21 protein-coding genes are annotated in these 20,447 nt (G+C 53.3%); 16 read left to right on the top strand and 5 right to left on the bottom strand.

Features of this window, described 5'->3' with window-relative positions; all coding sequences use genetic code 11:
- Positions 1 to 28: 28 nt before the first annotated feature.
- Positions 29 to 511, bottom strand: a complete 483-nt coding sequence (locus tag L370_RS09120) for a zinc ribbon-containing protein (protein WP_029740138.1) — start codon at positions 509 to 511, stop codon at positions 29 to 31.
- Positions 512 to 725: 214 nt separating this feature from the next.
- Between L370_RS09120 and leuS the strand changes: the two genes are divergently transcribed.
- From leuS to lipA, 14 genes are all read left to right on the top strand, one after another.
- The gene (leuS, locus tag L370_RS09125) at positions 726 to 3,308 is read left to right on the top strand and encodes a leucine--tRNA ligase (RefSeq protein WP_023334897.1); all 2,583 of its coding nucleotides are present in this window, start codon (positions 726 to 728) and stop codon (positions 3,306 to 3,308) included.
- Between the two features lie 14 nt (positions 3,309 to 3,322).
- Positions 3,323 to 3,892, top strand: coding sequence for an LPS assembly lipoprotein LptE (gene lptE / locus L370_RS09130; RefSeq protein WP_023334896.1), 570 nt, complete (start codon positions 3,323 to 3,325; stop codon positions 3,890 to 3,892).
- Positions 3,892 to 4,923 carry a DNA polymerase III subunit delta gene (gene holA, locus L370_RS09135; protein ID WP_032666579.1) on the top strand — a complete coding sequence of 344 codons (1,032 nt, stop codon included), beginning with the start codon at positions 3,892 to 3,894 and terminating at the stop codon, positions 4,921 to 4,923. Before lptE ends, holA begins: the two co-directional genes overlap by 1 nt.
- Positions 4,916 to 5,581: a nicotinate-nucleotide adenylyltransferase gene (gene nadD / locus L370_RS09140; RefSeq protein ID WP_032666578.1), complete on the top strand. Its 666-nt coding sequence runs from the start codon at positions 4,916 to 4,918 to the stop codon at positions 5,579 to 5,581. The genes holA and nadD overlap by 8 nt, the downstream gene beginning before the upstream one ends.
- A 268-nt stretch (positions 5,582 to 5,849) precedes the next feature.
- Positions 5,850 to 6,167 carry a ribosome silencing factor gene (rsfS, locus tag L370_RS09145; RefSeq protein ID WP_023334893.1) on the top strand — a complete coding sequence of 106 codons (318 nt, stop codon included), beginning with the start codon at positions 5,850 to 5,852 and terminating at the stop codon, positions 6,165 to 6,167.
- A 3-nt stretch (positions 6,168 to 6,170) separates the two neighbouring features.
- Positions 6,171 to 6,638 carry a 23S rRNA (pseudouridine(1915)-N(3))-methyltransferase RlmH gene (gene rlmH / locus L370_RS09150; protein WP_003858701.1) on the top strand — a complete coding sequence of 156 codons (468 nt, stop codon included), beginning with the start codon at positions 6,171 to 6,173 and terminating at the stop codon, positions 6,636 to 6,638.
- A 28-nt stretch (positions 6,639 to 6,666) separates the two neighbouring features.
- Positions 6,667 to 8,568, top strand: coding sequence for a peptidoglycan DD-transpeptidase MrdA (gene mrdA / locus L370_RS09155; RefSeq protein ID WP_023334892.1), 1,902 nt, complete (start codon positions 6,667 to 6,669; stop codon positions 8,566 to 8,568).
- A 2-nt stretch (positions 8,569 to 8,570) separates the two neighbouring features.
- A complete protein-coding gene (mrdB, locus tag L370_RS09160) occupies positions 8,571 to 9,683 on the top strand; it encodes a peptidoglycan glycosyltransferase MrdB (RefSeq protein ID WP_023310746.1) in 1,113 nt (370 codons plus the stop codon).
- Between the two features lie 16 nt (positions 9,684 to 9,699).
- Positions 9,700 to 10,812 (top strand): endolytic peptidoglycan transglycosylase RlpA, encoded by a 1,113-nt coding sequence (gene rlpA / locus L370_RS09165; protein ID WP_023334891.1) that lies wholly within the window; start codon positions 9,700 to 9,702, stop codon positions 10,810 to 10,812.
- A 139-nt stretch (positions 10,813 to 10,951) separates the two neighbouring features.
- Entirely contained in the window at positions 10,952 to 12,163 is a 1,212-nt protein-coding gene (gene dacA / locus L370_RS09170; protein WP_023334890.1) for a D-alanyl-D-alanine carboxypeptidase DacA, read from the top strand.
- A 106-nt stretch (positions 12,164 to 12,269) separates the two neighbouring features.
- Positions 12,270 to 12,533: a DUF493 family protein YbeD gene (gene ybeD, locus L370_RS09175; protein WP_006177135.1), complete on the top strand. Its 264-nt coding sequence runs from the start codon at positions 12,270 to 12,272 to the stop codon at positions 12,531 to 12,533.
- A 95-nt stretch (positions 12,534 to 12,628) separates the two neighbouring features.
- Positions 12,629 to 13,270 (top strand): lipoyl(octanoyl) transferase LipB, encoded by a 642-nt coding sequence (gene lipB / locus L370_RS09180; RefSeq protein WP_023334889.1) that lies wholly within the window; start codon positions 12,629 to 12,631, stop codon positions 13,268 to 13,270.
- Between the two features lie 291 nt (positions 13,271 to 13,561).
- Complete coding sequence (locus tag L370_RS09185) at positions 13,562 to 14,515, top strand: YbeF family transcriptional regulator (RefSeq protein WP_023334888.1); 954 nt, start codon at positions 13,562 to 13,564, stop codon at positions 14,513 to 14,515.
- A 207-nt stretch (positions 14,516 to 14,722) separates the two neighbouring features.
- On the top strand, positions 14,723 to 15,688 hold the full coding sequence (lipA, locus tag L370_RS09190) for a lipoyl synthase (protein WP_023334887.1): 966 nt from the start codon (positions 14,723 to 14,725) through the stop codon (positions 15,686 to 15,688).
- A gap of 81 nt (positions 15,689 to 15,769) precedes the next feature.
- Here lipA and tatE read toward each other — a convergent pair whose 3' ends face one another.
- The gene (gene tatE / locus L370_RS09195) at positions 15,770 to 15,973 is read right to left on the bottom strand and encodes a twin-arginine translocase subunit TatE (RefSeq protein WP_023310742.1); all 204 of its coding nucleotides are present in this window, start codon (positions 15,971 to 15,973) and stop codon (positions 15,770 to 15,772) included.
- Positions 15,974 to 16,098: 125 nt separating this feature from the next.
- A complete protein-coding gene (locus L370_RS09200) occupies positions 16,099 to 16,887 on the bottom strand; it encodes a deaminated glutathione amidase (protein ID WP_023334886.1) in 789 nt (262 codons plus the stop codon).
- A 67-nt stretch (positions 16,888 to 16,954) separates the two neighbouring features.
- Here L370_RS09200 and crcB point away from each other — a divergent pair, with 67 nt between their 5' ends.
- The gene (crcB, locus tag L370_RS09205) at positions 16,955 to 17,338 is read left to right on the top strand and encodes a fluoride efflux transporter CrcB (protein ID WP_008501029.1); all 384 of its coding nucleotides are present in this window, start codon (positions 16,955 to 16,957) and stop codon (positions 17,336 to 17,338) included.
- Between the two features lie 219 nt (positions 17,339 to 17,557).
- Here the strand turns inward: crcB and cspE are convergent, their stop codons facing one another.
- Both cspE and pagP read right to left on the bottom strand, forming a co-directional pair.
- Positions 17,558 to 17,767: a transcription antiterminator/RNA stability regulator CspE gene (gene cspE / locus L370_RS09210; RefSeq protein WP_002439184.1), complete on the bottom strand. Its 210-nt coding sequence runs from the start codon at positions 17,765 to 17,767 to the stop codon at positions 17,558 to 17,560.
- Positions 17,768 to 17,957: 190 nt separating this feature from the next.
- The gene (pagP, locus tag L370_RS09215) at positions 17,958 to 18,575 is read right to left on the bottom strand and encodes a lipid IV(A) palmitoyltransferase PagP (protein WP_023334885.1); all 618 of its coding nucleotides are present in this window, start codon (positions 18,573 to 18,575) and stop codon (positions 17,958 to 17,960) included.
- Positions 18,576 to 18,969: 394 nt separating this feature from the next.
- Here pagP and dcuC point away from each other — a divergent pair, with 394 nt between their 5' ends.
- On the top strand, positions 18,970 to 20,337 hold the full coding sequence (gene dcuC / locus L370_RS09220) for an anaerobic C4-dicarboxylate transporter DcuC (RefSeq protein WP_023334883.1): 1,368 nt from the start codon (positions 18,970 to 18,972) through the stop codon (positions 20,335 to 20,337).
- Positions 20,338 to 20,447: the final 110 nt, after the last annotated feature.

Below are 20,447 nucleotides of genomic sequence, written 5' to 3'. Positions count from 1 at the left end.
GGGAGAGGGTGCGAACAGTTTTGCTTTTCTAGGGCTCAAACGGCCGACGCTGGAACTGATCGTGGCCGCATTTCGGGCACATCGGCAGGACATCCGGCGTATACACCGCAATATGGTGGTGGCAATTCTCGCACACCAGATTTCCCAGCCCGACAACCTCACCACTGTGATACACACCGTGATGGTTCAAATCCTGAAAGACCTCGCGCCACTCCAGCTGCGTTTTATCCGTGATATCGGCCAGCTCTTGCCACAGGCTCTCTTTAATCACCCGCATAAAAACGCTGTCCGTGACCTCCTCCTGACTTTCCTGGTAGCTGCGCGCGAACTCTTCCAGATCGCGACGCACGGCGCGCGTCACCTCTTCCACTTCGGTTCGCGTTAACTCACCCGTTTGCGTCACGCGGGCACGCGCTTGCTCCACCAGCGCGTCGATATCGCGCTCGCCGTTACGCAGCCGTTCCGTCAGTGTCGCCACCAGTTCGCGGTAAAATTGAGCAACCTTGTTCATCATTTTGCCTCCCGGGTAAGTAACTATTTCTAATAATAGACCTTATTTCATCGCCGCTTTGTCAGGTGAAGCACAGACCCGGTAAATTCCTGCAAAGCGCATTTGTGCGAAAGGCTGTTTTGACGCGGGCGTTTGGGCTATGCTATGCGGATCTGAATTACCACATCCATTGGCTACATTTGTAGCTGTATTGAAAACAGGACCACTGGCTGCCATGCAAGAGCAATACCGCCCGGAAGAGATAGAATCAAAAGTCCAGCAACACTGGGACGAGAAGCGCACCTTTGAAGTAACCGAAGACGAGAGCAAAGAGAAGTATTACTGCCTGTCGATGCTTCCCTATCCTTCTGGTCGACTACACATGGGCCACGTGCGTAACTACACCATCGGCGATGTGATTGCACGTTACCAGCGCATGCTGGGCAAAAACGTTCTGCAGCCAATCGGCTGGGATGCGTTCGGCTTGCCTGCAGAAGGCGCGGCGGTGAAAAACAATACGGCACCGGCGCCGTGGACGTACGACAACATCGCGTACATGAAAAACCAGCTCAAAATGCTGGGCTTCGGCTATGACTGGAGCCGCGAGCTGGCGACCTGTACCCCGGAATACTATCGCTGGGAGCAGAAGTTCTTCACCGAGCTGTACAAAAAAGGCCTGGTCTATAAGAAGACCTCTGCCGTTAACTGGTGTCCGAATGACCAGACCGTTCTCGCGAACGAGCAGGTTATTGATGGCTGCTGCTGGCGCTGCGACACGAAAGTTGAGCGTAAAGAGATCCCACAGTGGTTTATTAAAATCACCGCTTACGCTGATGAGTTGCTGAACGATCTGGATAACCTGGACCACTGGCCGGATACCGTTAAGACCATGCAGCGTAACTGGATCGGCCGTTCTGAAGGCGTAGAAATTACCTTCAACGTTGAGAACTACGACCAGACCCTGACTGTCTACACCACCCGTCCGGACACCTTCATGGGCGCGACCTACCTGGCCGTGGCCGCAGGTCACCCGCTGGCGCAGAAAGCGGCGGAAAATAATCCGGAGCTGGCCACCTTCATCGACGAGTGCCGCAACACCAAAGTGGCCGAAGCCGATATGGCAACGATGGAGAAAAAAGGGGTTGATACCGGCTTTAAAGCCATTCACCCACTGACTGGCGAAGCGATCCCGGTCTGGGCAGCGAACTTCGTTCTGATGGAGTACGGTACAGGCGCAGTCATGGCCGTTCCGGGTCACGACCAGCGCGACTACGAATTTGCCACCAAATATGGCCTGACCATCAAGCCGGTTATCCTGGCGGCTGACGGTTCAGAACCAGACCTGTCTGAACACGCGCTGACTGAAAAAGGTACCCTGTTCAACTCCGGCGAGTTCAGCGGTCTGAGCTTCGAAGAGGGCTTCAACGCCATCGCCGATAAGCTGGCCTCTCTGGGCGTGGGTGAGCGTAAAGTTAACTTCCGTCTGCGCGACTGGGGCGTGTCACGTCAGCGTTACTGGGGGGCACCGATCCCAATGGTGACGCTGGAAGATGGCACCGTGATGCCGACACCAGAAGATCAGCTCCCGGTGATCCTGCCGGAAGACGTGGTCATGGACGGTATCACCAGCCCGATCAAAGCCGATCCTGAGTGGGCAAAAACAACTGTAAACGGTCAGCCTGCACTGCGTGAAACAGACACCTTTGACACCTTTATGGAGTCATCCTGGTACTATGCGCGCTACACCTGCCCGCAGTATCAGGACGGTATGCTCGATTCCGATGCGGCAAACTACTGGCTGCCGGTAGATATCTACATTGGCGGTATCGAACACGCCATCATGCACCTGCTCTACTTCCGCTTCTTCCACAAACTGATGCGCGATGCGGGCATGGTGAACTCTGACGAACCAGCAAAACAGCTGCTGTGTCAGGGCATGGTACTGGCAGATGCGTTCTATTACGTCGGTGCCAACGGCGAGCGTAACTGGGTTTCTCCGGTTGACGCGATCGTTGAGCGCGATGAGAAGGGCCGTATCGTTAAGGCGAAAGATGCCGAAGGTCATGAACTGGTCTACACCGGCATGAGCAAGATGTCCAAGTCGAAAAACAACGGTATCGATCCGCAGGTGATGGTTGAGCGTTACGGTGCAGATACCGTGCGTCTGTTCATGATGTTTGCCTCTCCGGCGGACATGACCCTGGAATGGCAGGAGTCTGGCGTGGAAGGCGCGAACCGCTTCCTGAAACGCGTCTGGAAACTGGTTTACGAGCACACCGCACTGGGCGATGCTCCGGCACTGAACGCCGCCGCACTGACTGAAGATCAGCAGGCGCTGCGTCGTGATGTTCATAAAACGATTGCGAAAGTGACCGATGATATTGGTCGTCGTCAGACCTTCAATACCGCAATTGCGGCTATTATGGAACTGATGAACAAGCTGGCGAAGGCCCCGCAGGACGGCGAGCAGGATCGTGCCTTAATGCGTGAAGCGCTGCTGGCCGTTGTTCGCATGCTGAACCCGTTCACTCCGCACGTTAGCTTTACCCTGTGGCAGGAGCTGAAAGGCGAAGGCGATATCGACAACGCGCCGTGGCCGCAGGCTGACGAAGCCGCGATGGTGGAAAACACGACGCTGGTTGTGGTCCAGGTAAACGGCAAAGTCCGCGGTAAAATTACCGTGGCGGTCGATGCAACCGAAGAACAGGTTCGCGAACGTGCAGGCCAGGAACCTCTGGTCGCAAAATATCTTGAGGGCGTTACCGTACGTAAAGTGATCTACGTACCGGGTAAATTGCTCAATCTGGTCGTTGGCTAAGCGCGGGAGGAAACGTGCGACAACTGGCAACAATAGTCTTATCTCTGGCGGTGCTTGTCACCGCTGGCTGTGGCTGGCACCTGCGCAATACTACGGCGGTGCCTGCTGAGATGAAAACGATGATTTTCGACTCATCAGATCCGAATGGTCCACTCAGCCGGGCAATTCGTAATCAGCTGCGTCTGAACGGCGTTGAGTTGATTGAGAAAGATACGCTGCGCCAGGATGTACCGTCTCTGCGTCTTCTGGGGATGTCTCTCGGCAAAGATACAGCATCTATCTTCCAGGACGGTCGTACCGCAGAATATCAGATGGTTATGACGGTCAACGCAGCCGTTCTGATCCCGGGTAAAGACATCTATCCGATCAGCACGAAAGTGTACCGTTCGTTCTTTGATAACCCGCAGACGGCGCTGGCAAAAGATGCCGAGCAGCAGATTATCATCAACGAAATGTACGACAAGGCGGCGGAACAGCTGATCCGTAAACTGCCAGGTATTGCAGCGTCAACCAAACAAGGATCTGACATTGTTGAAAAACCGGATGCCGGCACGCTTCCTGCTGCCACCTCTCTGGGTAAATGATGATCAGGCTGTATCCTGAACAACTCCGCGCGCAGCTCAATGAAGGGCTGCGCGCGGCGTATCTGCTTCTTGGAAACGATCCGTTATTACTTCAGGAAAGCCTGGATGCCGTGAGACAGGCGGCAGCCGCTCAGGGCTTTGATGAACACCACACCGTCCAGTTGGATAACAACACCGACTGGAACGCCCTCTTCTCGCTTTGTCAGGCGATGAGCCTTTTTGCATCGCGCCAGACCATTCAGCTCCTGCTCCCGGATAATGGTCCTAACGCGGCCATGAATGAGCAACTCGCCACGCTGGTCAGCCTGTTACATAGCGATCTGCTCTTTATTGTGCGTGGCAACAAGCTTACCAAAGCCCAGGAAAACGCGGCGTGGTTTACCCAGCTCGCAACCCACGCGGTGCAGGTTACCTGTCAGACGCCTGAACAAGCGCATCTGCCTAAATGGGTGGCAGCGAGAGCGAAGCAGAACAACCTTCAGCTGGATGATGCGGCGAATCAGCTGCTCTGCTACTGCTATGAAGGTAACCTGCTGGCCCTGGCGCAGGCGCTCGACAGACTCTCCCTGCTCTGGCCGGACGGCAAACTCACCTTGCCGCGCGTCGAGCAGGCTGTTAACGACGCGGCGCACTTCACGCCGTTCCACTGGGTGGATGCACTGCTGTCGGCGAAGAGCAAACGCGCCCTGCATATTCTGCAACAGCTGCGTCTTGAAGGGAGCGAACCCGTCATTCTGCTGCGTACGCTGCAGCGCGAATTACTGCTGCTGATTACGCTCAAGCGTCAGTCTGCCCATACGCCGCTGCGTTCGCTGTTTGATAAACACCGCGTGTGGCAAAATCGCAGGGCTTTGACCACCGAGGCCGTCAACCGCCTGAGTCATGAGCAGCTCCGTCAGGCTGTGCAGCTTCTGATGCGCGCTGAGCTCACGTTAAAACAAGACTATGGCCAGTCGGTCTGGGCGGAGCTGGAAAGCCTTTCTCTGCTGCTCTGCCACAAGGCGCTGGCAGACGTTTTTATTGATGGATAGTATGCATTCTTTACAGGCCTTGTATGGCGGCACCTTCGACCCGGTACATTACGGGCATCTGAAGCCGGTTGAAATTCTGGCGAATCTGATCGGCCTTCAGCGCGTCACCATCATGCCCAATAATGTCCCGCCCCATCGTCCACAGCCCGAGGCGACCAGCGAGCAGCGGAAAGAGATGCTTGCCCTTGCTATCGCAGATAAACCGCTTTTCCGACTTGACGAGCGTGAGCTGCGTCGCGACACCCCCTCCTGGACATCTCAGACGCTTCAGGAGTGGCGCGCCGAACAAGGGCCAGACCAGCCGCTGGCCTTTATCATCGGCCAGGATTCCCTGCTCAACTTCCCCACGTGGCATCAGTATGAAACCATTCTTCAGAACAGCCATCTTCTTGTCTGCCGCCGTCCTGGCTATCCGCTGACCATGCGCGAAGAGCAGTACCAGCAGTGGCTGGAAGACCATCTCACCGATAACGTTGAAGATCTTCACAATCAGCCTGCCGGGAAGATCTATCTGGCGGAAACGCCGTGGTTCGATATCTCTGCGACCCTCATTCGTGAGCGTTTACAGCAGGGTTTAGCATGTGACGATCTGCTGCCGACCCCCGTGCTGGCCTATATCCATACGCACGGTTTGTATCAGAAAAGCGCAGATGAATAGCCGGAGGGTATAAAAAGCGGCTTATTGTTTATCCTGCCTTGACAGGTTAAGCCATACTGTTATTCTCCGCTGCCAGACTTTCCCGCCGATCGTTGCTTTACAGAAATTGTTTTACAAAAATGGCGATGCAATCTCAGGCGGAGGGTGGGATGATACCCGCCTTCAAAAGCCGGCCGGAGACATTTGTCCCGATACAGGCGTGAGTTCAGGTATACTGTCTGGCTTCGAATTCAAAGTTTTACAATCTCATTCACCCCAGGGGGAAAACTTGCAGGGTAAAGCACTCCAGGATTTTGTTATTGACAAAATTGATGACCTGAAAGGTCAGGACATCATCGCTATCGACGTTAAGGGTAAATCCAGTATTACCGACTGCATGATCATCTGCACCGGTACATCTACGCGTCATGTTGTTTCGATTGCCGATCACGTGGTTCAGGAATCGCGTGCCGCAGGGCTGTTGCCGCTAGGTGTTGAAGGTGAAGCGACGGCTGACTGGGTGGTTGTCGACCTCGGCGATGTGATTGTCCACGTCATGCAGGACGAGAGCCGTCGCCTGTATGAGCTGGAAAAACTCTGGGGTTAATGCGTGAAGTTGCAGCTGGTCGCCGTCGGCACCAAAATGCCGGACTGGGTACAAACCGGTTTTACTGAATATCTGCGTCGTTTTCCAAAAGACATGCCGTTCGAGCTGGTGGAAATTCCTGCCGGTAAGCGCGGCAAGAACGCTGATATCAAACGTATTCTCGATAAAGAGGGCGAACTGATGCTGGCTGCCGCAGGCAAAAACCGCATTGTCACCCTCGATATCCCAGGAAAACCCTGGGATACGCCGCAGCTGGCGCACGAACTGGAGCGCTGGAAGCAGGATGGCCGTGACGTCAGTCTGTTGATTGGCGGACCAGAAGGGTTATCCCCCGCCTGCAAAGCCGCGGCTGAACAAAGTTGGTCCCTCTCCGCGCTGACGCTTCCCCACCCGCTCGTTCGGGTACTGGTGGCAGAAAGCCTGTATCGCGCGTGGAGCATTACTACCAACCACCCCTATCACCGCGAGTAATGACTGACCAGGGTAGATTAAGCAGCGGATGAAACTACAGAATTCTTTTCGCGACTATACGGCTGAGTCCGCGCTGTTTGTGCGCCGGGCGCTGGTCGCCTTTACCGGGATTTTGCTGCTTACCGGCGTGCTGATCGCCAACCTTTATAATCTGCAAATTGTCCGCTTTACCGACTACCAGACGCGTTCAAACGAAAACCGTATTAAGCTGGTGCCTATCGCCCCCAGCCGCGGCATTATTTACGATCGTAACGGCACCCCGCTGGCGTTAAACCGCACCATCTATCAAATCGAGATGATGCCGGAAAAAGTCGATAATGTTCAGGATACGCTGGAAGCACTGAGAAGCGTTGTTGACCTTAACGACGACGATATTGCGGCCTTCAAAAAAGAGCGCGCCCGTTCTCATCGTTTCACCTCGATTCCGGTTAAAACCAATCTGACGGAAGTACAGGTAGCTCGCTTTGCGGTGAATCAGTACCGTTTCCCCGGCGTGGAAGTGAAGGGATATAAGCGTCGATACTATCCCTATGGCTCCGCGCTGACGCATGTGATTGGCTACGTCTCCAAGATTAACGACAAAGACGTCGACCGCCTTGATAAAGACGGCAAGCTGGCCAACTACGCGGCAACGCACGATATCGGTAAGCTGGGGATCGAACGTTACTACGAAGACGTTCTGCACGGGCAAACCGGCTACGAAGAGGTTGAGGTTAACAACCGCGGCCGCGTGATTCGCCAGCTGAAAGAAGTGCCGCCTCAGGCGGGGCATGACGTCTACCTGACGCTCGATCTAAAACTTCAGCAGTATATTGAAACCCTGCTGGCGGGCAGCCGTGCAGCCGTCGTGGTCACCGATCCTCGTACCGGTGGCATCCTGGCGATGGTGTCTATGCCAAGCTATGATCCGAATCTCTTTGTTGACGGCATTTCCAGTAAAGACTATTCCGGTCTGCTGAATGACCCGAACACGCCGCTGGTAAACCGTGCGACGCAAGGGGTTTACCCGCCGGCATCAACGGTTAAACCGTACGTGGCGGTCTCTGCGCTGAGTGCCGGCGTCATCAACCGTAATACCAGCCTGTTCGACCCGGGCTGGTGGCAGCTGCCGGGTTCAGATAAGCGCTATCGTGACTGGAAAAAATGGGGCCACGGTCATCTGAACGTCACCAAATCGCTGGAAGAATCTGCGGATACCTTCTTCTATCAGGTGGCGTATGACATGGGTATCGACCGCCTGTCGGAGTGGATGAGCAAATTCGGCTATGGGCATTACACCGGCGTTGACCTTTCAGAAGAACGTTCTGGCAACATGCCAACACGTGAATGGAAGCTGAAGCGCTTTAAAAAACCGTGGTATCAGGGTGACACCATTCCGGTGGGTATCGGCCAGGGTTACTGGACGGCGACGCCGATTCAGATGAACAAAGCCATGATGATCCTCATCAATGACGGCGTGGTAAAAGTGCCTCATCTGCTGCAGAGCACGGTTGAAGACGGCAAAAAAGTGCCGTGGAACCAGCCGCACGAGGCTCCGGTGGGTGACATTCACTCCGGCTTCTGGGAAATTGCGAAAGACGGTATGTACGGCGTAGCAAACCGTCCTAACGGGACCGCGCATAAATACTTCGCCGGTACGCCGTACAAAGTGGCCGCAAAGTCCGGTACTGCACAGGTGTTTGGTCTGAAAGCCAACGAAACCTATAACGCGCACCGCATTGCTGAACGTCTGCGTGACCATAAGCTGATGACGGCGTTTGCCCCTTATGATAACCCGCAGGTCGCGGTGGCGATGATTCTGGAGAACGGCGGTGCCGGACCAGCAGTAGGGACCATCATGCGCCAGATCCTTGACCACATTATGCTGGGTGATAACAACACCGAACTGCCGGCTGAAAACCCGGCCGCCGCTGCGGCGGAGGACCAATAATCATGACGGATAATCCGAATAAAAAATCGCTGTGGGACAAAATCCACATCGACCCAGCCATGCTGCTGATCCTGCTGGCTCTGCTGGTTTACAGCGCCCTGGTTATCTGGAGCGCCAGCGGCCAGGACATCGGCATGATGGAGCGCAAAATCGGCCAGATCGCCATGGGTCTGATCATCATGGTGGTGATGGCGCAAATTCCGCCGCGCGTCTACGAAGGCTGGGCGCCCTACCTCTACATCTTCTGTATTATTTTGCTGGTTGCGGTAGATGCGTTTGGCGCCATTTCAAAAGGGGCGCAGCGCTGGCTGGATCTGGGCGTTGTTCGCTTCCAGCCTTCGGAAATCGCCAAAATCGCCGTTCCATTGATGGTGGCTCGCTTTATCAACCGCGACGTCTGTCCGCCGTCTCTGAAAAACACCGCCATCGCGCTGGTGCTAATTTTCCTGCCGACGCTGCTGGTTGCGGCACAGCCTGACCTTGGCACCTCAATTCTTATTGCCCTCTCCGGCCTGTTTGTCCTTTTCCTGTCGGGACTGAGCTGGCGCCTGATTGGTATCGCGGTGGTGCTGATTGCGGCGTTCATTCCTATCCTCTGGTTCTTCCTGATGCATGATTACCAGCGCCAGCGCGTCATGATGCTGCTCGATCCGGAAACCGATCCGCTGGGCGCGGGGTATCATATTATTCAGTCCAAGATTGCGATTGGCTCCGGCGGCCTGCGCGGTAAAGGCTGGCTGCACGGCACGCAGTCGCAGCTGGAATTTTTACCGGAACGCCACACCGACTTTATCTTCGCCGTATTGGCGGAAGAGCTGGGGCTGGTTGGCATCTTAATATTGCTGGCGCTATATGTACTGCTGATCATGCGAGGATTGTGGATTGCAGCGCGTGCACAAACCACCTTTGGTCGCGTCATGGCTGGCGGGTTGATGCTGATTTTATTCGTTTATGTCTTCGTAAATATTGGTATGGTGAGTGGTATTCTACCGGTGGTAGGTGTACCGCTGCCGCTGGTGAGTTACGGAGGCTCGGCACTGATCGTGTTGATGGCCGGGTTTGGTATCGTGATGTCGATCCATACCCACAGAAAAATGTTGTCAAAAAGCGTATAAAAATAAGGGGATCGGAATGCGTAAGCAGTGGCTGGGGATCTGCATCGCGGCAAGTTTACTTGCGGCCTGCACAAGTGATGATGGTCAGCAACAGGCAACCGTCGCGCCGCCGCAGCCTGCGGTGTGTAATGGCCCGATCGTTGAAATCAGCGGTGCCGATCCCGTTTATGAACCGCTGAATGCCAGTGCCAATCAGGATTACGAGCGCGACGGCAAAAGCTATAAAATTGTTCAGGATCCTTCCCGTTTCAGTCAGGCGGGCTTTGCCGCCATTTATGATGCCGAGCCGGGCAGTAACCTGACAGCTTCCGGGGAAGCATTCGACCCCATGCAGCTGACCGCAGCACACCCAACGCTGCCGATCCCGAGCTACGCCCGTATCACCAACCTGGCGAATGGCCGCATGATCGTCGTGCGTATCAATGACCGCGGCCCCTACGGGAATGACCGGGTGATTTCCCTGTCGCGCGCGTCTGCCGATCGCCTGAACACCTCGAACAACACCAAAGTCCGTATTGACCCGATTATCGTCGCGCAGGATGGTTCGCTCTCCGGGCCGGGTACCGCGTGTACGACGGTGGCAAAACAGACCTATGCCCTTCCTGACCGCCCAAATCTTGACGGCGGAATGGGAAGCGTCTCGTCCCCGGCAGAGCCTGCCCAGCCGGGGGGAGAAATACGCCCAATCAGCAATGACACGCTTCAAAGCGATGATTCAACGGGCGCACCGGTAAAGAGTAGCGGCTTTCTTGGCGCACCGACGACCTTAGCCTCGGGCGTGCTGGAAGGCAGTGAGCCGACTCCGGCCCCTGCACCCGTAGCTGCGCCAGCAACCCAGCCGGCTCCCGTAACGGCGCCAGCGGCCACGCAAAGTGCGGCGGTGGCGGCTCCAGCAGCGGCCAGCGGCAGCTATCTGGTTCAGGTAGGCGCTGTGAGCGATCAGACCCGAGCCAAACAGTATCAACAGCGTCTGAGCCAGCAGTTTGGCGTACCAGGACGCGTTGAGCAGAACGGCGCGGTCTGGCGAATTCAGATGGGCCCGTTTGCCAGCAAATCGCAGGCAGCCTCCCTGCAGCAGCGTCTGCAGAATGAAGCTCAGCTTCAGTCATTTATCGCTGTTGCGAAATAATTAACCGGCGGTATCCGAATTGTCAGTTTGTGTAAAATACATTCACAAACTCATGCTTAAAGTCGGATGCCTGCCTGAATAGCATTTGCTATAGTAAGGCACTTTTTTTAATTCCATCACGGATGTCGTAGTTCTGACCATGAAGACCACTTTTTCTGCTCGTTTTGTGCAGCGCATGGCGCTGACCGCGGCCCTTTGCGCTGCTGCGCTCTCTGCAGCTCACGCCGATGACCTGAATATCAAGACCATGATCCCTGGCGTTCCGCAAATCGACGCGGAATCCTATATCCTGATCGATTACAACTCTGGCAAAGTGCTGGCAGAACAGAATGCCGATGCTCGACGTGACCCGGCCAGCCTGACTAAAATGATGACCAGCTACGTTATCGGCCAGGCGATGAAGGCAGGTAAATTCAAAGAATCGGATCTGGTCACCATCGGTAACGATGCGTGGGCAACCGGGAACCCTGTCTTCAAAGGTTCCTCTCTGATGTTCCTGAAGCCGGGTATGCAGGTTCCTGTTTCCCAGTTGATTCGGGGTATCAACCTGCAGTCGGGTAACGATGCCTGCGTGGCGATGGCCGATTTCGCCGCCGGTAGCCAGGATGCCTTCGTGGGTCTGATGAACAGCTACGTTACCGCGCTGGGTCTGAAAAACAGCCATTTCCAGACCGTACACGGCCTGGACGCAGACGGTCAGTACAGCTCCGCACGTGATATGGCCCTGATTGGTCAGGCGCTCATCCGCGATGTACCTAATGAATACTCAATCTATAAAGAGAAAGAGTTCACCTTTAACGGTATTCGTCAGACCAACCGTAACGGCCTGCTGTGGGATAACAGCCTGAACGTTGACGGCATTAAAACTGGCCACACCGACAAAGCGGGCTACAACCTGGTGGCTTCTGCTACTGAAGGTCAGATGCGTCTGATCTCTGCCGTGATGGGCGGCCGCACCTTTAAAGGTCGTGAAACAGAAAGCAAGAAACTGCTGACCTGGGGCTTCCGTTTCTTCGAAACCGTGAATCCACTGAAAGCAGGCAAAGAGTTTGCGTCTGAACCCGTCTGGTTCGGCGACAACGACCGTGCATCTCTCGGCGTTGATAAAGACCTGTACCTGACCATTCCGCGCGGTCGCATGAAAGATTTGAAAGCCAGCTACGTGCTGAACAGCACCGAGCTGCATGCCCCACTGCAGAAAAACCAGGTTGTGGGCACCATCAACTTCCAGCTGGATGGAAAAACGATCGATCAGCGTCCGCTGGTTGTCCTGCAAGAAATTCCTGAAGGCAATTTCTTCGGCAAAATCATTGATTACATTAAATTGATGTTCCACCACTGGTTTGGTTAAAAATTGAACACTTGAAAGTGTGATTTTGATCCCCATATACTAAGTATCCTGATAACTCCCACCTGACGTGGGAGTTATTATTTTTTGACGTTACGCCGGAGCTGACATGAAAACCAAACTTAACGAACTGCTTGAATTCCCTACCTCATTTACCTACAAAGTAATGGGTCTGGCGAAACCTGAGCTGGTTGATCAGGTGGTTGAAGTGGTACAGCGCCATGCGCCGGGTGACTACTCTCCGTCAGTAAAACCAAGCAGCAAGGGCAACTACCACTCGGTTTCTATTACCATTACTGCGACACACATTGAGCAGGTGGAAACGCTGTACGAAGAGCTCGGCAATATCGAAATTGTTCGTATGGTGCTGTAGTCCCTTTGCGGTTACCCGGTTTGCCGGGTAACCCCTCTCCCCCGCTGTGATATACTCCCCCACACCTTTTGTCCCTCGTCTTCGGAGACGCAGTTTTGTATCAGGATAAAATTCTGGTCCGTCACCTCGGGCTGCAACCTTATGAGCCTGTCTCCCAGGCCATGCATGACTTCACCGATTCACGCGATGACAGTACCCCAGATGAAATCTGGCTGGTCGAACACCTGCCGGTATTTACGCAGGGTCAGGCAGGTAAAGCAGAACACCTATTAATGACGGGAGATATCCCGGTTATCCAGAGCGATCGCGGCGGTCAGGTCACTTACCACGGGCCCGGGCAGCAGGTGATGTACGTCCTGCTAAATCTGAAACGCCGAAAGCTGGGCGTGCGTGAACTGGTGACCTTGCTGGAACAAACCGTCGTCAACACGCTTGCGGAATATGGTATTGACGCACATCCGCGCGCCGATGCGCCGGGCGTCTACGTTGGGGAAATGAAGATCTGCTCTCTGGGGCTGCGTATTCGTAAAGGCTGCTCATTCCATGGTCTGGCCTTGAATATTAATATGGACCTCGCACCTTTCCAGCGCATAAACCCCTGCGGTTACGCCGGCATGGAAATGACGCAAATGCGCCAGTGGGTAGAAACCGCTACGCCTGAAAATATTCGTCCCGTGCTTTTGAAGAATGTGTTAGCACTACTTAACAATCCCCCGCACGAATATATCCCTGCTTAATATATCGTACAACAGGGCTCGGTAATTTGACGGGCCGCTGTTTATTTACCGTTTTTGCACTTTACAATAATCCACAGATTCTATATTTTCGAAGCGCCCGAATATTACCGCTACATATTATTTAGCCTCCAGCAAGCACGGCAAACACGGCATAAGTAACGTGAGCAATTATCACACAACTGTTTGCTTTTGATAAACAAGTGAAACAAAACCAACACTTTACGAATCTCTACAAGCATAATAAATAAATTCAACTATCATTCATATTGTGAATGAATACGGAGTGAAAGCGTGGAGTATAATAATTTACCAGCCAAACGACTGAATGAACCTGGTGGCGAAGACAAGCCGCAAATTTTTCGGACTTTACGTAATATCGACCTCAATTTACTGACTATTTTTGAGGCAGTATATGTCCACAAGGGTATCGTTAACGCTGCGAAAATTCTTAATCTCACGCCATCAGCAATAAGCCAGTCGATCCAAAAGCTACGCGCTATATTTCCTGACCCGCTATTTATCCGTAAGGGCCAGGGGGTAACGCCTACGGCTTACGCCACGCATCTCCACGAGTACATCAGCCAGGGGCTGGAGTCGATTCTGGGCGCACTGGACTTAACCGGGAGCTATGATAAGCAGAGAACCATCACCATCGGCTGCTCCCCTTCTGTGGGTGTGCTGGTGATGCCGGCGATCTTCCAGGCCGTGAAAGAGCATGCTCCGCAGCTCCTGCTTCGCAATGTGCCGCTCAATGAACCTGACATTCAGCTTGCCCAGTTCCAGACGGACCTGATTATTGAAAGCGGCAGCTTCAGTGCCAGAGCGCTGGGGCAAAATGTGCTCTATGCGGATAACCTGGTGCTGGTTTGCCGACAGCAGCATCCGGTTCTCAGCGAACCGCTGACCATAGAAAATCTGCGCAACTACGACCACTCGTCTTTCATGACCGAAGGGCTATCTAACCATGCGCTTCGTCAGCGTATTGATGAAATTTTCCCGGAACGTCAGATCAGCTTCAGCAGTTACAATATGTTCACCACTGCATCCCTGATCGGCAGCAGCGACATGCTGTGCGTTATGCCATCACGCCTGTTCAGCCTGCTACGAAAATGCTGGCCGCTGGAGAGCATTCCGTTCAGTCAGCTTAATGCAGAATCCATCGAGATTTCACTGCATTACAACAAGCTGAGTTTACGCGATCCGGTCCTGGAAAACGTCATCCGCATCATCCGTCAGGCCTTCTGACAGGTTTAGCCAGCACAAGCCCCTGCACCAGGCAGGGCAAAAGGCACAAAACAACAACTATTTTACAAATTGGCGATCTGGCAGGCTGCTTTAACGACCGTTTCAATGATATACTGCCTGTCGTTCGTTCAAAAATAGTTGATAAATACAACATTCCCTTGAATTGAAACGCTTTCCTTCGATATTCGCAACTGGAACACGCACGCTATGAGTAAACCCATTGTGATGGAACGCGGTGTTAAATACCGCGATGCCGATAAAATGGCCCTTATCCCGGTTAAAAACGTGGCTACAGAGCGCGAGGCGCTGTTAAGAAAACCGGAATGGATGAAAATCAAACTTCCGGCAGACTCTTCGCGTATCCAGGGGATCAAAGCGGCGATGCGCAAGAATGGCCTTCACTCTGTGTGTGAAGAAGCCTCTTGTCCGAACCTTGCTGAATGTTTCAATCACGGTACCGCGACGTTTATGATTCTGGGTGCTATCTGCACCCGCCGCTGCCCGTTCTGCGATGTTGCTCATGGCCGTCCAGTCGCGCCTGATGCTAACGAACCCCAGAAACTGGCGCAGACCATCGCCGACATGGCGCTGCGTTATGTTGTGATTACCTCCGTTGACCGTGACGATCTGCGTGACGGTGGTGCTCAGCACTTCGCTGACTGCATTACGGCCATTCGCGAGAAAAGCCCTAATATTAAAATCGAGACGCTGGTGCCTGACTTCCGTGGCCGTATGGACCGCGCGCTGGATATCCTGACCGCAACGCCGCCAGATGTGTTTAACCACAACCTGGAGAACGTGCCGCGTATCTACCGTCAGGTGCGTCCAGGCGCAGATTACAACTGGTCTCTAAAACTGCTGGAGCGTTTCAAAGAAGCGCATCCGCATATTCCGACCAAGTCTGGTCTGATGGTGGGTCTGGGTGAAACCAATGAGGAAATCATTGAGGTGATGCGCGATCTTCGCCGCCACGGTGTGACCATGTTGACCCTGGGACAGTATCTGCAGCCAAGCCGTCACCACCTGCCGGTACAGCGCTACGTGAGCCCGGATGAGTTCGATGAAATGAAAGCCGAAGCAATGGCGATGGGCTTCACCCACGCTGCCTGCGGCCCATTCGTTCGCTCCTCATACCATGCCGATATGCAGGCAAAAGGCGAAGAAGTTAAATAATGCTGTAATATTCTTTTACAGTAATACAAAAAAACCGGCCTCATGAGCCGGTTTTTTTTCGCAAGCCCTCAGGCGTTGCTGTCACTCTTTGTGAGAAAGCTTGTCAGCCGGGACGTCATCCTCGGCGCTTTTCTTCGCCGCTGCATCATCGTCGTTCATCGCTTTCTTAAAGCCTTTGATGGCAGCCCCCAGGTCACCACCCAGCGTGCGTAACTTCTTGGTACCAAACAGCAGGACGACCAGTGCGGCAACCACCAGCAGTTTGGTAATACTAATCTCACCCATAGATACCTTCTTTACTTAAAACAGGCTGCATTCAGCGCCAAAACCTGACTGTATTAACGGTCATTTAGCGCGTGCACACAATAGCAATCTGTAACAAGGTGAATCAAGCATTGTTGAAAAAAACATCACAATAATTGCGGTGGCGCAAACCGACGATTGCGAAGAACAGGTAATTGCTGACGTGCAAGCGCAATTCTGTCTATGTTTATCTCCACCACCAGCAAATCCGGGGCTTCCGCAGCGGCGGCGATCGTTACCCCCAGCGGATCGACCACCCTGCTTTGCCCGATGTTTTTCGTGCCACATTCCCCAGCGGCAACGACATAACAGGTGGTATCCAGCGCGCGCGCCGCAAGCAGCGTTGCCCAATGGTGCTCTTTTAACGGCCCTCTGACCCACGCGGCAGGCAGTACCAGTACGTCCGCCCCCTGCAGCGCCAGAGAGAGCGCCAGCTCGGGAAAACGCAGGTCATAGCACGTCATCAACCCGATCCTGAATCCGTCAATCTCCAGCAGCGGGGGGATATTGTCTCCGGGGTCAACGCGTCGCGACTCCTGGATGCTGAACGCGTCATAGAGGTGAAGCTTGGCGTAACGTGCGACAATGGCCCCGCCACGAATCGCCACGAGCGTATTCACTGCGCGACCCGGCGTTGAGGGAACATGGATCGTTAAGATCGTCGTCATCGTATTGCCCGCGCTCTGGGCGAGCAGCTGCTGTAAAAATTCGCCGTCCAGCGGCTGCGCGGACTTCACGGATAAATCCGGGTCATTATCATCCCTGGCCAGCAGCGCCTCGGGGAGAACCAACAGCGACGCGCCTTTCTGCCGGGCCTGCTTCATCAGGCTGACGCATGTTCTCACATTCTCATGCCAGTCAGGCGTGACGGCAAACTGCCCTACCGCAACATACATATTTGTCCCCTCATCATAAACGGCGTTAAACTCGCTTCTCTTACACATCAAATAGCAGGTATTTAGCGTGTTACAACTACTTTTAGCCGTTTTTATTGGTGGGGGAACGGGTAGCGTTGCGCGATGGTTTCTCAGTATGCGGTTTAACCCCCTGCATCAGGCGATTCCCATGGGGACGCTTGCTGCTAACCTGATTGGTGCCTTTATCATCGGCATGGGGCTGGCCTGGTTTAACCGAATGACGCACATCGACCCAATGTGGAAAGTGCTGATTACCACCGGATTCTGCGGCGGGTTAACCACCTTCTCAACCTTTTCTGCGGAAACCGTTTTTCTCTTTCAGGAAGGCCGTATCGGCTGGGCGCTGATGAATATGGCGATCAATATGCTCGGCTCCTTTGCGATGACGGGGATCGCATTTTGGCTGTTTTCTTCCGCAAGCGCGCATTAACAGCCGAACCGTTAATGTTGGCTTAATTTTTCTCTGTCACTCTGAGTGCAGTACTGAACGAGGGTGACAGAATGAAACAGAGTCTGATGAGTGCAGGCATGGTGTTGTTGAGCGTGCTGATCGTTGCCAGCTTCCTGAAAATATATCTGCTTGGCTGATGCAAAACGAAAAAAACCCGCTCAGTGAGCGGGTTTTGAAATTCTTGCTGACGCGTCTGAATTACAGAGCGATTACGTTAGCAGCAGAAGGGCCTTTGGCACCGTTAGTGATTTCGAACTCTACACGCTGACCTTCAGCCAGAGTTTTGAAACCATTAGACTGGATTGCAGAGAAGTGTACGAACACGTCTTTGCTGCCATCTTCAGGAGTAATGAAACCGAATCCTTTGGACTCATTAAACCACTTAACGTTACCTTTAATCTTAGACATCAAAATTACCTTTACATTAAAAAACGACACAAATGCTGTGTCGGTTACCAGTACATCAATTGTGGGACCTTTTGTCCAGCGGATCTTTGATAAAAAGTGACTAAAGTCGCGTTAATTTTCGCTGGCAGATTTTTATCGTTTATGAATCAACGCCTGCGCGTTTTTTCACCACCCTGTAACGTTTTGTCAGTTAAAACTGAAAACGCATCCAGGCGAAGTAAACGTTTCCGTTGTTATAAGTCCCCGGGATGTAGGTCATCTGGAACGTTGCGGGGCCATAGCCAATAGAGGCCAGCGGCAGCAGCACCGGGATCGGGATGTACTTCCAGTTGTCACGCGCGGTAACACCAGCGGTATAGCCCAATCCAACGTGGAAGTTGTCGTCCGCTAGCGGACGCCAGGTTTTTTCCCAACCATAACCCCCAATCGGCTCCCATTTGTTAAACGAGTCTTTGAAGGCCATCAGATAGATGCCATGCCAGTTTCCCTTTTCATCCCAGCGCGACTGACCAAAGCCCGCGCCCCACGGACGCTCGTTGTATTTATCGGTTTTCTCTTTGTCATAAGCAAAACGCGCATGCCACGTTATTGCCGGAACATAGAGATCATAATGTTCAGGTGCCGTCCATGTCTGGGAAACATTATCCGTAAAGGTTGAGAACCAGCCTTTATCCGCCGCGTTCCCTTCTGCCTGTGCAACAGAAGAAAACGTTAACTGCCCAAAAATAAACAACAAAATAGAGAAAAATGTATTACGTACGATCACAATGCAATTACCATTCTTAGTATTCGAGGCAAAGTTTATCATAAAATAGTTGAATCAAGGCTTAACGGCATCGGCGTTATTCCTAATTATTCGGCCTTTTTCCGGGAATATTCTTAAAGAAAGCGAGAGAAACGCGCAAATAAGCCTACCTGGCGTGTGGCTTTTCCCATTAAGCCTTGTTAATCAGTGACATGCAAAACCATACAAAACATTAACAATTTGTTATCATTATTGGGACATGTTGCACTATTTCTGACGGTCAAGGGCCTCATGACATAAATGTATGGGCCATGGCAAAAACACGGTTGTTCTGTTCTCTAGTCATCTGTTTATTGATTTTAATCAGCAAGAACAGGCCAATTATTCGGCACATTTTCATCCTTATTTTTTTTATTGATTTTTTGTGCTCCATTGCAGCAGAGATACAGGGGAAATCATGCTTACGTTATTCGAGCTCCTTATTGGCGTCGTCGTCATTGTCGGCGTAGCGCGCTACATCATTAAAGGCTACTCGGCCACGGGCGTATTATTTGTTGGCGGTTTAACGCTGCTGATTATCAGCGCAATAATGGGGCACCAGGTGCTACCCGCCAGCGCGGCCAGCACCGGTTACACCGCTACAGATATCGTTGAATACATTAAAATATTGCTCATGAGCCGCGGCGGCGATCTGGGTATGATGATCATGATGCTGTGTGGTTTTGCGGCCTACATGACCCACATCGGCGCCAACGACATGGTCGTTAAGCTTGCCTCCAAACCCCTGCAATATATCAACTCGCCGTATCTGCTGATGGTCGCCGCCTATTTCCTCGCCTGCCTGATGTCGCTGGCCGTTTCGTCGGCTACCGGACTTGGCGTACTGCTCATGGCGACGCTGTTCCCGGTCATGGTGAACGTCGGTATCAGCCGCGGTGCGGCCGCGGCAATTTGCGCGTCTCCGGCAGCCATTATTCTCTCCCCAACCTCCGGCGACGTTGTACTGGCGGCAAAGGCGGCGGAGATGTCACTCATCGACTTCGCCTTTAAAACCACGCTACCGATCTCGATTGTTGCCATCGTGGGCATGGGCATCGCGCATTTCTTCTGGCAGCGCTATCTCGATAAGAAAGAAAACATCAGCCATGAAATGATGGACGTGAGTGAAATCACCACCACCGCTCCCGCGTTCTATGCCATTCTGCCGTTCACCCCGATCATCGGAGTACTGATTTTTGACGGCAAATGGGGTCCACAGCTGCACATCATCACCATTCTGGTCATCTGCATGCTGCTGGCCGCCGTGCTGGAATTTGTACGCGGTTTTAACACGCAAAAAGTCTTCTCGGGTCTGGAAGTGGCGTATCGCGGTATGGCGGATGCCTTCGCGGGCGTGGTGATGCTGCTGGTTGCGGCAGGCGTTTTTGCCCAGGGTCTGAGTACAATCGGCTTTATCCAGAGCCTGATATCTATCGCCACCTCGTTCGGCTCGGCCAGTATTATCCTGATGCTGGTTCTGGTGGTGCTCACCATGCTGGCGGCCATGACCACCGGTTCCGGTAATGCGCCTTTCTACGCTTTCGTTGAGATGATCCCGAAACTGGCCCACTCATCCGGTATTAACCCGGCCTATCTCTCCATTCCCATGCTGCAGGCGTCAAACCTGGGCCGTACCATTTCTCCAGTGTCGGGCGTGGTCGTTGCCGTTGCCGGGATGGCGAAAATCTCGCCATTCGAAGTCGTCAAACGCACCTCAGTGCCCGTTATGGTTGGCCTGATTATCGTGATTATCGCCACGGAAGTGCTGGTACCCGGCGCGGCCTAAGCTAAATTAGGGATATCCAAAAAGCGCCTGCGGGCGCTTTTTGTGCTTTAATAACTTCCAGAAATTAATCGTGCTCATTCGATCAGGAAATCATATGTTCAGGAAGGATA

Origin of the sequence: Enterobacter sp. MGH 24, from assembly GCF_000493015.1 — a bacterium.
Taxonomy (GTDB): domain Bacteria; phylum Pseudomonadota; class Gammaproteobacteria; order Enterobacterales; family Enterobacteriaceae; genus Enterobacter.
This window is presented reverse-complemented; position numbering and strand designations above follow the sequence as displayed.